Origin of the sequence: Polaribacter haliotis, from assembly GCF_014784055.1 — a bacterium.
Lineage (GTDB): Bacteria > Bacteroidota > Bacteroidia > Flavobacteriales > Flavobacteriaceae > Polaribacter > Polaribacter haliotis.
This window is the reverse complement of record NZ_CP061813.1, coordinates 2,300,983-2,313,786: the sequence shown is the minus strand read 5'-3', so window position 1 is coordinate 2,313,786 and position 12,804 is coordinate 2,300,983. Positions and strand designations below refer to the sequence as shown.

Below are 12,804 nucleotides of genomic sequence, written 5' to 3'. Positions count from 1 at the left end.
ATGAAAAAAATAATTATCATATTCCTCTTTATTTCTGCCAATTTAATGGCAATAAATAAAAATATAACTGCGTTTTTACCAATTCAATCTTCAACTGTTCAACAAGTAGATACTGTAAAAGTTGATTCTCTGAAAATAAATAGTATTGTAAAAGCTGAAGCAAAGAAGGAGGTTAAAAAAGAAGTAAAAAACACCAAAGATAAAATAGTAGAGAATTTAACGCCACCACCAATTTGGGAATTCTTTTCTGCAGGAAAAATTTTCTGGGCAATTATATTTATTATTATTGGCTATTTATTTATAAAATTTACTGTTAAGTTATTAGAACGATATGCAGAAAAATTTACAAACCAACGTATTGCAATAAAAGGAATTATTCCTGTAGTTAAGATTTTTGGTTGGATTTTTATCATCGTTTTAATTATTGTTGCAATTTTTCAACCTCCTGCAGCCACACTAATTGCAGTTTCTGCTTCATTAGGTATTGCAGTTGGTTTTGCATCACAAGATATTATTAAGAATATTTTTGGTGGAATTATAATTCTTTTAGATAGACCTTTTACAGTTGGCGATAAAATTGAAGTTGGTAGTCATTATGGAGAAGTTGTAGAAATTGGTTTGCGTTCGATACGAATTGTAACTGCAGACGATTCTTTGGTAAGTATTCCTAATGGAGAATTAATGAACCAATCTGTGTCGAATTCTAATACAGGTGAAGCCAATTGCCAAGTTGTTGCAGAAATTTATTTACCAATTACAGTGGATACTAAACGCGTTCGTCAATTAGCGAATGAATCCGCTCAAATCTCTAAATACATCTATTTAAACAAACCTATTTACGTGTTATTTTTTAACGAGGTAAAAGAAGGTCGTTCGTATTTAAAAATGCGTTTAAAAGCTTATGTTGTAGATATTCGATACGAATTTGCCTTTAAAAGCGACATGACAGAAATTGTAATAAAACAGCTTTTAGAACAGAATATAATTGATCCTAAAGATTTGAGATAGGTTGTTTTTTACACTAAACATACGCTTAAAATCCTCTTAAATAGTATTTGTGTCAATTTTGTTTTCGATACCGTTAATCGAAGTTTCTTATACTTTGTAATTTAGTATTGAATTTAGATTTTACATCTACTTTCAATATATATTAACTTTAAAAAATACAAAATGGAAAACTTAAACAGAAAGACAGTTGCAATTTTAGCAACAAATGGATTTGAAGAAAGTGAATTAAGCGAACCAAAACAAGCCTTAGAAAATGCAGGTGCAGATGTGCATATTGTTTCTCTAAAATCTGGAAATATTAAAGCTTGGAAAAATGGAAATTGGAGTAATTCTTATCAAGTAGATAAAACTTTAGACGAAGTTTCGCAAGCAAATTATAATGGATTGGTGTTACCTGGAGGAGTTATAAACCCAGATACTTTAAGAAATGATAAAAATGCAGTAGATTTTGTAAAATCGTTTTTCGAAAACCATAAACCAGTAGCAGCAATTTGTCACGCACCTTGGTTGTTGGCAGAAGCAGGTGTTTTAGAAGGCAGAAATGTAACTTCTTACTGTTCTATTAAAACAGATATTATTAATGCAGGCGCAAATTGGACAGACGAAGAAGTTGTTGTAGATGCAGGATTGGTAACTAGTAGAAATCCTGAAGATTTACCAGCATTTAATGCAAAATTGGTAGAAGAAATTTACGAAGGAAAACACGAAGAACAAACTGCATAATATTTCTTTAACAAGAATTAAAGTAGTTATATAAAAACGATAAATAGCAAAAAGCCAGTGAAATTTTCACTGGCTTTTTTTATATATTTTATATCAAGCAAAAGATTAATTAATCTGGTTGTGGAAAATATTTTATACTTTTTTGAAGAATAATAGAATTTGGTAATGTAATTAATTCTTTTTCTGGGGTTCTTAAAGTGATAAAAAAAGCACCAATATCTCTAATTTCTCCAGTAATATTATTGTCTTTTTCTAAAACAGTAATTGTATCTCCAATTTTTACGGGATAATTTACAAATAGAATAATACCAGCAGTAATGTTAGAAAGTATAGACCATTGTGCAAAAAATGCAATTCCTAAAATGGTTAAAAAAGAGGAAACATAAATTAGTAATTGTTTCTCGTCAACACCCCAAATAAAGGCAACTACAATTATAACAGTTACATAAATTAGAATTGTAATAATTTTATTTGTTACTAATATTCTCGCTTTTTGAAAACCGAATTTCAATTGAATTTTTCGTAAAGATTTTGTAATTGCCCATCTTGTAAAAATAGCAACAACAAAAACAAGAATAGTTCCAATAAATTTATAGTGGTTAAAAAATTCCATAATAATATTAATTAAATAATGCTTTTAATTCTGTGGCTTCATTAGGATTTAATTTACCAGCCAAAACCAAACTTAATTGTTTACGCCTTAGAGCACCTTCATAACGTTCTTTTTCTAAATCTGTTTCTGCAATAATTTGCGGAATTTGAACAGGTTTCCCTGTTTCATCGACAGCAACAAAAGTATAAATACCTTCATTTACTTTTGTTTTCTGTCCAGATTGTCTGTCTTCAATCCAAACATCAACATAAATTTCCATTGAAGATTTAAATGCCCTAGAAACTTTAGCTTCTACTGTAACTACACTTCCAACTGGCACAGATTTGTTAAATGCAACATGGTTTACAGATGCTGTTACTACAATTCTTCTAGAGTGTCTTCTTGCTGCAATGCTACAAGCTCTATCCATTCTAGCCAATAACTCTCCACCAAAAAGATTGTCTAAATAATTAGTATCTCCAGGTAAAACTAAATCTGTTAAAATGGTTAAAGAATCTTTAGGTGTTTTTGTTTCCATCAAAAAATAAATTTTTCGCAAAGATAGTAATCACTTAGTTAAAAGTGAAGGCAAAAAGTATAAAGAAAAGGTAAATTATTTTGGAGTATTTATAAGCAACCAAGCATCTTTAGAAACAGTTCTCTTAATTTTATTTAAACTGTTAATCGCCTTATTTTTATCAGCATAACTATTGTAAGTTACCTGAGTTAAACCCCATTTATTAACTCCAATAATCTTAGCATCAAATCCTTTCGCTTTTAACTGTTTTACCTTTTTAGCAGCGTTTTCAGGAAACTGAAATGCACCAGCAACAACATGATAAGGTTTTACAATTTCTTTAGCAACATTCAACTCAATTGTAGGTAATGGGTTAGAAATTACAAAAGTTGCAGATTGTATTTTTTTATCCAACGCTTCTTGCTGGGTTGCCAAAACTTCTTTTTGCTTGTTTTGTTGATAACCATTGTAACCTGCAAAACCTAATGTTAATAAAATTGCAGCAGTTGCAGCATATTTTATAAATGCAGGAACGCCTTTTTTGTCATCAGTTTTAGTAACAGGAACTAAAGGTTTTACTTGTTCTTTATATCTTTTAATTGCGGAAGATTCTAAAGTAGATAATCCAAAAGATTCTGTTAAGAAATTAACTTCTTTAGTTGGTTCAAAAACAATTTGTTGCGTTTCATTTAGGGAAATAGTTCCTAAATTTTTAAGACTTACAGTTTTAGTCTGAATTTCGTTTTGCCACTTAATTACAGACAAAGAAATAGCAGTAGAAGCCTTTTCGAAAGAAATGTTTTCGGTAGAAGCAATGTAATTTGCCAATAAACCATCATTATGTTGTAGATGACTATTAAACGTTATTTGTTTCGTTGGCGGATAAAAAGTATGAGTATTCTCATTTAATTTTGCACCAATTCTATTGGTTACAAATCCTCCAAAATCTGGAACAATTACGCAATCGTATCTGTATAATAAATCGTTTATGTAGTTGGCTAAATTCATTGTAACAAATATATAAGTTTTGGGGTTTCACAAAAGAAAGTTCTCTAAAAATTATCAACAATTTTTTTATATCTTGGTTGTCAAATTGTTATGTGTTGGAAGAAGAAAAATTACTCGCTATTTTACGATTGCAGAAAAGTAAAGCTGTTGGCGATATTTTGGCAAAGAAACTCATTGTAAATGTGGGAGATGTCTCTGAAATTTTCAATGAAAAAGCGACAACTTTATCAAAAATAAACGGAATTGGAAATCACGTTTTAAAACATCTTTTTGATGCTAAAAACGTCAAATCTGCAGAACAAGAGCTAAAATATATTCTAGATAATAATATTAATTATTCCTATTTTCTGGATAACGATTATCCAAGCAATTTACAACATTGTATAGACAGCCCAATTTTGTTATTTAAAGATGGAAATATCGATTTTTCGAATGATAAAATTATTTCAATCGTTGGTACAAGAAACATGAGTTCTTATGGACGAGATTTTTGTAACAAACTTGTAGACGATTTAGCAGAACACAATCCAATAATTGTAAGTGGTTTTGCTTACGGAGTAGATATTTGTGCGCACAAAGCAGCCGTTAAAAATAAGCTACAAACAATTGCAGTTTTAGCACATGGTTTAGAAGAAATTTATCCTAAAGTTCATAAAAAATACATCAATCAAGTAAATGAAAATGGTGGATTTCTAACCGAATTTTGGCACCAAGAAACACCTTTAAGAGAAAATTTTTTAAAACGAAACAGAATTGTTGCAGGAATTTCTAAAGCAACTATAATTATAGAATCTGCAGAAAAAGGAGGTTCTTTAGTAACTGCAGATATTGCCAATTCTTACGATAGAGACGTTTTTGCAGTTCCTGGAAGAACCACAGATATTTATAGCAAAGGTTGTAATAACCTTATCAAAAATAACAGAGCGCAATTATTAACTTCAGCAGAAGATATTGTAAAAATGCTAAATTGGGACATTCAAGAAAAACCCAAACCCATTCAAAAACAATTATTTGTGGAGTTGAATGAAAACGAGCAAAAAATTTACGATTTGTTACACCAAAAAGGGCAACAATTATTAGATGTAATTTCTTTGGAATGTAATATTCCTATTTATCAATTATCATCTATTTTATTACAGATGGAAATGAAAGGAGTTTTAAAACCTTTACCTGGAAAATTATTTGAACTGATTTAAATAATTCGTTTTAAAATAATCCTTTAATTATTCTTATTTTTGAGAAAAATCAATAGAAAAGAGAGATGGCAGTAGAAAAAAAATTGATGTCCAAGAAAAAGCCTTCATTTCCCATAAATGAAATGTTGCATGCATATCTAAAAAACTACAATAGAAACATGAAAAATTCTATTTGTTATGACGATTTATTGCGTTTTCAAGGCTCAGTAACTGTCTATGATAAAAATGATGAAGACACACTTTGGATTCGTACCTATTACTCAGATTCCGATAGAAACGAGATTGATAAAAGCCTTAAGAAAGTCTATACAATGTTGCATTCAGATGGAAATGACGATGCAATACCCTTTTTAAATGTAGATGCTATTGATTACTGTACGTTTGGTAATTCGAAACCATTCAGAATAAAAATTAGAAATATTTTAAATGATAATTTCACCTATTTTTATGTAAAAAAGGCGGATGCTTCTAGAGTTTATGGTTTGGAATTAGAACATATACTTTCTCCTCATAACATGAACTTTCTGGTTTACAAAGACACTTTAATAGAAGAACATATTGCAGGAATTCCTGGAGACGACTTTATGCGAGATTTCTTGCCACATTGTACAGAATTAGAAAAATCTCAAATCGCCAAAGAATTTGTAAAATTTAAAGAACGTTGTTTGGTGCGCTTGTTGGGTGATATGCGTTCTTACAACTATGTAATTACACCAACGCACGATTTCGACCATATTATTTATAAGATTAGAGCCATAGATTTCGATCAACAATCTTTCGAAGGAAACCTAAAAGTTTACAACTTACAGTTCATGAAAGAGAACTTTAAGATGATAGAAATGGTTGGTAAAAAACTAAAAAACAATTCCATAAGACAATATAAAATAGAAGAACGTTCTTTCATGGCAAAAAGGATGATTACTGCACCAAGAAGAACTGCACGTTTAATTAAATGCATGAAAGCAGACACGATTTCTTTCCCAGAAAACGTAGAACTTTTAAAATCTCATTTAATAAAATATGTGGGAGATGTAAAGTTTAAAGATTGCGAAAATATGGGCGAAATTCTCGAAACAATTCTCGCATTTGTAAAGCGTAACTATTTAGATATTAGTAATAAAGAGTTGTTTTAATACCAAGTGTTTTTTTATCTCTCACTCAAATTTTAAACTCACAATGTCATTCCTGCGAAGGCAGGAATCCATACTTCATTTTTAAAAAGATGTCTTTTTTTTAGGAGCTATTTCCAGCTTTCACTACTCGCTTTTTTTATTCAAAAAAGAATAAAAAAGAGCTCAAACATGTCGTTCAATCTGGGCTAAACTTGTTTGCAAACTTCTTTACAGGAATAACAAGGAGTTAATTATATAAATTCTAAAGAACACAAAATCAAATAATAAACCTCTTTTTTAAAAAAAATAAAATTTTCTTGCGCCCATTATAACTCCCATAATTGCATAAATTTTCGCCCCTTTAAAAGCTATTTATTTAAGAAATTTGAAAAAACAAAAACATAATTTAATAGCATCAATCACTTTACAAAAAGACGTATGACATTCACAAAAAAAATAGTCGCTATTTTAGGAATTGCCTTATCAGTTTCTACAGTAGTATCCGCACAAAATCAAATAACACCTTCTAGAACCGAAGTAATTACTCCAATTCATAAAAATGAATTTAGAAATGATGACTGTAAACAACGTGTACAAGGTGGAAATCCTAAAACAGTAAATGGTTACATGCAGTTTAATGGAAGTATGGATGGAAACAGACAAGTAGATCCGCAAATTGCAATTGGTGGAGGCTATATTTTACATGGTTCTAATTCTGGTTTGGTTATTTACGACAAAAAAGGAAATTTTATTGATGGTGCATCTCAAAGATGTTTCAACAACGGAATTGACCCAAAAATGTATTACGATGCACACAACAAAATGTTTGTTTTCGACTTATGGAATCCTTGGGATAAAGCAAAAAAGAAGCCAGTAAATGTCGCTGTTTCAGAAACGGATAATCCAAACAAAGCTTGGAATGTTTATCCTGTTCCAGCACCAAAAGGTGTAGATGGAGGAGGTATTGGTTATAGTAAAAAATGGATTGCTTATTCTTTTCCTGGTGGAGACGAAAGAACGTTTGTTTTAAATGCGAAAGAAGTGAAATCTGGGAAACCAGCAACAGTCTATCACTTTAAAGGAAGTTTAGGACATCCTATTTTTACACAAGACGATACAGAAGATTTACACTTTTTTACAATTAAAAAAGATCGATTTATTATTAATAAAGTAACTTCTGCAAAAGATGGTTCTCCAGTTTATGAAGAAGTTGGAAACAAACTTCATAATTTAAAATATACAAATTATCCTCCACAATCTCCACAAAAAGGAACAGATCAAAAAACATCTTCTGGAGATAGAAATCCAAAAAACTTGGTAATGCAAGGTGGTTATATTTGGTTCTCTCAAGCTGTAAATGTGGAAGGAAATTCTGCTGTTCAATGGCATCAAGTAAAAACAGATGGTACAATTGTACAAACAGGTTTAGTTTATAGAAAAGGTACAAATTACATACAAACAACTATTGGTGTAAATTCTAATAACGATGTTTTAGTTGGTTTTCAAGAAACGAATGAAAATATGTTTATAAGTCCAAGAATGGCATTTAGATATGCAAATGATCCAAAAGGAACCTTAAAAACTATTGTAAATTTAGGTGAAGGGAGAGGAGCAACAAACGGAGTTTCTTGGGGAGACTATAGTGGAACAATGGTAGATGGAGATAATTTTAAAGATTTATGGACCATACAAAGTATCGCTAACGAAAAAGGTAGAGGAGAAACTGTAATCGTAAAAGTGCCTATGAAATAGGTTGTATTATATATAGTAAATTATTTAAAATGAAATCGTAGTGAGAATTGCGATTTCATTTTTTTTTAAATGATAATTTATAAAGTGTTTCTTATAAAAAATAAATTTATTTTTTACTTCGAAAACTTTCTATAATAACAGTAGCTAAGATTAACGAACCTCCAATATATGTTGCCTTACTTGGAATTTCTGTTAACACAAAATACGCAATTATTATTCCAGAAATTGGCTGGATACTACTAATTATACTTGCAGTAGAAGCCGAAAAATGTTTTAGAGAATGCACTAACATTGTGTGCCCAATTGCAGTAGTTATTAAAGCCAATAAAATTAAATATGGTAATTGACTTTGAAAATTAGAGAAATTTCCAAAAAACAATAAAGGAAGCAACATAATACTTATAATTAAAGTCTGATAAAACATTAACATACTTCCATTGTAATTACCAACATGTTGTTTTAGAATTAAGATTCTAATCGCATAACAAAAAGCGGAAAAAACGCCCAAAAGAATTCCTTTTAAATCGGAATTTTCTAAACTTAATTCTGGTGTTAAAATGTACAATCCAGTTAAAACTAATAGCCCTAAAAAAATATGAATTGGATTGAATTTCGTTTTAATAAATAGCGGTTCTAAAAAAGCAATAATTACTGGAAAAGTATATATAGAAAGCATTCCAATAGCAACATTAGATAGCTTTAATGCATAAAAATAAGTAATCCAATGTATTGCCATTAAAAATGCACTAATTACAAATGGCGTTAAATCTTTTCGCTGTTTTATTTTTAAGTCTACTTTTTTAAATTTACAATAGATAAACAAAAAAACACCTGCAAAAATAGAGCGAAACCAGATAATTATTTCTGGAGCCATGTTTATATATTTACCTAAAACTCCAGAAGTACTTATAAAAGTGGTCGCTAAAAGTAATAGGAGTATATTTTTTAAATGGGAGTTTTGCATTATCTATTTTTTCTTTTTATAAAATATGTTATTAGCATATAAACCATACTTGGAATTCCAATCCAAATGAGTTCGCTATATATAACTTTTAAACCTCGTTCACTAAAAAAACGCATAATTCCAATTGGCGAAACTTTAATTGGTCTCCAAGGAAAAAAATAGCGAGTATTATTAAATGGAGAAAAAAAGGCAACTCCTTTTCCTCCAGTTGTCATTGCATCTAAAATTGAATGTGATGCAGTACATAGAAAGAAAAAAAACATTAAAATAATTCCTTTTTTGGTAAAAAAATGTTTTTTGAAGAAAAAAAATGTTACTAGAACTCCAAAAATTAATGCAAAAAGAAATGAGTGAGAAAAACCTCTATGTCCCCAAAAACTTCCATAAGAAATGTTAAACTGAAATCCAATAACATCTGCATCAGGAATAATTGCACATATAATCGCAAGGGTAAATAATTTCCAAGTCTGGTTTTTTTTGAAAAACTTTTTCCTAAAGCAAATGAAATGAAAGCATGACCAAATATCGACGCCATTTTATATTTTCTGTAAAATACTCAACCCTGTTTTTACAGAATCTATTCTTATAAATGTAATTAGTAATCGCAAACCGTTTTTAGTTTCTTTCTCTTTCATCACACAACTTTTTGGGTTTTGTTGCACGTATTTTAACATGCGAGAAAAAGCTTCAGTTTGGTAAAAATCACTTTGTTGATTCGAAACAAAATAGCCAAGCATTCTTTTTTGTTTCAGAATAATTTTCTCTAACCCCAATTCTTTGGCAAGCCATTTTATTCTTACAGAATCCAACAAATCTTCAACTTGGGTTGGAAATTCGCCAAATCTATCTATAATTTCTTTTTCAAAAGTTTGTAATTCCTCTTCTTTTTCTAACGTTCCTAATTTGTTGTATAAAGCCAATCTTTCTGTAATTGAATTCACATAATCATCAGGAAAAAGTATTTCGAAATCGGTATCTATTTGTACTTCTTTTACATATTCTTTTGGCTTGGAATTATCTGTTGGATACAAATCTGCAAACTCATTTTCTTTCAATTCTTCAATGGCTTCTTGTAATATTTTTTGATACGTATCAAAACCAATATCATTAATAAATCCACTTTGTTCACCACCTAATAAATCTCCAGCACCACGAATTTCTAAATCTTTCATGGCAATGTTAATTCCACTTCCTAAATCAGAAAATAAAACCAAGGCTTCAATTCTTTTTCTGGCATCATCTGTCATCATATGATAAGGAGGAGTTATAAAATAACAAAAGGCTTTTTTGTTAGAACGACCAACTCTACCACGCATTTGGTGTAAATCAGACAAACCAAAATTATTCGCATTATTAATGAAAATGGTGTTTGCATTTGGCACATCTAATCCACTTTCAATAATTGTTGTAGAAACCAAAACATCAAATTCATTGTCCATAAAACCAAGCATTAAACCTTCCAGTTTCTTGCCTTCCATTTGTCCATGACCAATTCCTATTTTCGCAGAAGGAACCAATCTTTGCAACAAACCTGCGACTTCTTTTATGTTTTCTATTCTATTATGAATAAAGAAAACTTGGCCTCCTCTTGAGATTTCATACGAAATTGCATCACGAATTACTTCTTCCGAAAAACGAATTACATTACTCTCAATTGGATGTCTATTTGGTGGTGGCGTTTTTATTACAGATAAATCTCTTGCAGCCATTAAACTAAATTGCAAAGTTCTTGGAATTGGAGTAGCAGTAAGGGTTAACGTATCTACATTTTCTTTTAAAGTTTTCAGCTTATCTTTTACAGCAACACCAAATTTTTGCTCTTCATCTATAATTAAAAGTCCTAGATCTTTAAACTTTATTCGTTGATTTGTTAGTTGATGCGTACCAATAATAATATCTACAGAACCATCATTTACACCATCTATGGCTGCAGTTTTTTGTTTTGCAGTTCTAAAGCGATTTAAATAATCTATTCTAATTGGAAAATCTTTTAATCTTTCAGAAAAAGTCTTAAAATGTTGAAATGCCAAAATAGTAGTTGGCACTAAAATTGCGACCTGTTTTCCATTATCAACAGCTTTAAAGGCAGCTCTTACAGCAACTTCTGTTTTTCCAAAACCTACATCACCACAAACCAATCTGTCCATTGGTTGCTCTTTTTCCATATCATTTTTTACATCTTGTGTTGCTGTAAATTGGTCTGGAGTATCTTCATACATAAAACTACCTTCTAATTCATGCTGAATATGTGTATCTGGTCCAAAAGAAAACCCTTTTTGTAATTTTCTTTTTGCATATAATTGAATTAGATTAAACGCAATATGCTTAACTCTGGCTTTTGTTTTCTGTTTTATTTTTTTCCAAGCTCCAGAACCTAATTTGTAAATTTTAGGTGCTTTCCCATCTTTTCCATTGAATTTAGAAATCTTATGAAGCGAGTGAATGCTCACGTATAAAATATCACGTTCGCCATAAACCAATTTAATGGCTTCTTGCTTTTTACCTTGAACATCAATTTTTTGTAAACCACCAAATTTTCCAATTCCATGATCCATGTGTGTTACATAATCGCCAATTTCTAGTTTATTTAATTCTTGAAGAGTAATGGCCTGTTTTTTTGCATAACCATTTTTTAATCTGAATTTATGATAACGTTCAAAAATTTGATGATCTGTATAACAAACTAATTTATTGTCTACATCTACAAAACCTTGGTATAATGGAAAAACAACAGTTTCGTAATGGACATCTTCATCTGCATCATCAAAAATATCATGAAAACGTTTTGCTTGTTGGTCGTTTGCGCAAAAAATATAATTGGTAAAACCAGCTTTATGATATTCTTCTAAATTTGCAATTAATAAATTAAACTGTTTGTTAAATGAAGGTTGAGAAATTGTGTTAAAACTAATTTCGGCATTTTCTTTATTTTGATTTCCAAAATTCACCAAAGAAAATTCTTCAATTTGGTTTTTTATATAGGTTCCATCACAAAATAATTCAGCAGGTTTTGCATGTTTTATTTCTTTAGATAAATCGTTAAAAGCTTCTTCTGCTTTTTGATAGAATTTATCTAAATTTCCTGCCAATAAATCAAGGTTTTTTGTAAAAATAACCGTTTTATCAGCAATATATTTTAAGAAACTTTCTCTACTTTCTTGTAAAGTTTTATTTTCTACATTTGGCATTATAGAAACCTTCTTCATCTTTTCTTTAGAAAGTTGCGTTTCTACATCAAAAGAACGAATACTATCAATTTCATCTCCAAAAAATTCAATTCTGTATGGCTCGTCATTAGAAAACGAAAAAACATCTATAATTCCTCCACGAACAGAGAAATCTCCTGGTTCTGTTACAAAATCTACTCGTTTAAACTTGTACTCAAATAAAATTTCGTTTACAAAATCTAAAGACAAATTTTCGCCAACAGTAACTTTTAAAGTATTTTTTTCTAACTCTTTTTTGGTAACTACTTTTTCGAAAAGGGCAGTTGGATATGTTACTATTATTACTGGTTTTTTTCTAGAGTTTATTCTATTTAAAACCTCTGAACGTAATAATATATTGGCATTATCTATTTCTTCAATTTGATAAGGTCTTCTGTATGATCCTGGATAAAAAAGCACATTTTTATCTCCTAAAAGTTGCTCTAAATCATTTAAATAATAAGCAGCTTCTTCTTTATCATTAAATATTAAAAGATATGGTTTGTCTGCTTTTTTAAAAGTTTCGGAAATAACAAAAGACAACGAAGAACCAACCAAGTTCGATATTTGAAAATGGTTTTTTTCTTGTTGAAGGGCTGTAACAATCTGCGAAACATTCGCAGTTTTTTGATATTGATTTACAATGTGCTGCTTGCTCAACGTGCTAATTTTTGTGCAAATGTAAGGAGTTCATTAATAAAAAACCATTTACTATTTTGATTTCTT

At 29.9% G+C, this 12,804-nt stretch carries 11 protein-coding genes; 5 read left to right on the top strand and 6 right to left on the bottom strand.

What is annotated here, in order from left to right; genetic code table 11:
• Together H9I45_RS09835 and H9I45_RS09830 are read left to right on the top strand one after the other, a co-directional pair.
• The gene (locus H9I45_RS09835; protein ID WP_217896849.1) at positions 1-1,008 is read left to right on the top strand and encodes a mechanosensitive ion channel family protein; all 1,008 of its coding nucleotides are present in this window, start codon (positions 1-3) and stop codon (positions 1,006-1,008) included.
• A 162-nt stretch (positions 1,009-1,170) separates the two neighbouring features.
• Positions 1,171-1,731 carry a type 1 glutamine amidotransferase domain-containing protein gene (locus H9I45_RS09830; RefSeq protein WP_088352329.1) on the top strand — a complete coding sequence of 187 codons (561 nt, stop codon included), beginning with the start codon at positions 1,171-1,173 and terminating at the stop codon, positions 1,729-1,731.
• Between the two features lie 109 nt (positions 1,732-1,840).
• On the opposite strand, the gene H9I45_RS09825 is transcribed toward H9I45_RS09830, so the two are convergent.
• The 3 genes from H9I45_RS09825 to H9I45_RS09815 form a co-directional block, all read right to left on the bottom strand.
• A complete protein-coding gene (locus H9I45_RS09825; RefSeq protein ID WP_088352328.1) occupies positions 1,841-2,344 on the bottom strand; it encodes a mechanosensitive ion channel family protein in 504 nt (167 codons plus the stop codon).
• A gap of 7 nt (positions 2,345-2,351) precedes the next feature.
• A complete protein-coding gene (locus tag H9I45_RS09820; RefSeq protein ID WP_088352327.1) occupies positions 2,352-2,861 on the bottom strand; it encodes an acyl-CoA thioesterase in 510 nt (169 codons plus the stop codon).
• 75 nt (positions 2,862-2,936) lie between these two features.
• On the bottom strand, positions 2,937-3,848 hold the full coding sequence (locus H9I45_RS09815; RefSeq protein WP_088352326.1) for an HU domain-containing protein: 912 nt from the start codon (positions 3,846-3,848) through the stop codon (positions 2,937-2,939).
• Positions 3,849-3,943: 95 nt separating this feature from the next.
• On the opposite strand from H9I45_RS09815, the gene dprA reads away from it, so the two are divergent.
• The 3 genes from dprA to H9I45_RS09800 all read left to right on the top strand — a co-directional run bounded on the left by dprA (position 3,944) and on the right by H9I45_RS09800 (position 7,908).
• The gene (dprA, locus tag H9I45_RS09810) at positions 3,944-5,044 is read left to right on the top strand and encodes a DNA-processing protein DprA (RefSeq protein ID WP_176397503.1); all 1,101 of its coding nucleotides are present in this window, start codon (positions 3,944-3,946) and stop codon (positions 5,042-5,044) included.
• Between the two features lie 65 nt (positions 5,045-5,109).
• Positions 5,110-6,177 carry a hypothetical protein gene (locus H9I45_RS09805; RefSeq protein WP_088352324.1) on the top strand — a complete coding sequence of 356 codons (1,068 nt, stop codon included), beginning with the start codon at positions 5,110-5,112 and terminating at the stop codon, positions 6,175-6,177.
• A 417-nt stretch (positions 6,178-6,594) separates the two neighbouring features.
• The gene (locus H9I45_RS09800) at positions 6,595-7,908 is read left to right on the top strand and encodes a hypothetical protein (protein ID WP_088352323.1); all 1,314 of its coding nucleotides are present in this window, start codon (positions 6,595-6,597) and stop codon (positions 7,906-7,908) included.
• Positions 7,909-8,014: 106 nt separating this feature from the next.
• Here H9I45_RS09800 and H9I45_RS09795 read toward each other — a convergent pair whose 3' ends face one another.
• From H9I45_RS09795 to mfd, 3 genes are all read right to left on the bottom strand, one after another.
• On the bottom strand, positions 8,015-8,872 hold the full coding sequence (locus H9I45_RS09795; RefSeq protein ID WP_088352322.1) for a DMT family transporter: 858 nt from the start codon (positions 8,870-8,872) through the stop codon (positions 8,015-8,017).
• Positions 8,872-9,300: a metal-dependent hydrolase gene (locus tag H9I45_RS09790; protein ID WP_340937493.1), complete on the bottom strand. Its 429-nt coding sequence runs from the start codon at positions 9,298-9,300 to the stop codon at positions 8,872-8,874. Before H9I45_RS09790 ends, H9I45_RS09795 begins: the two co-directional genes overlap by 1 nt.
• Positions 9,301-9,408: 108 nt before the next feature.
• Positions 9,409-12,738: a transcription-repair coupling factor gene (gene mfd, locus H9I45_RS09785; protein WP_088352321.1), complete on the bottom strand. Its 3,330-nt coding sequence runs from the start codon at positions 12,736-12,738 to the stop codon at positions 9,409-9,411.
• Positions 12,739-12,804 lie beyond the last annotated feature (66 nt).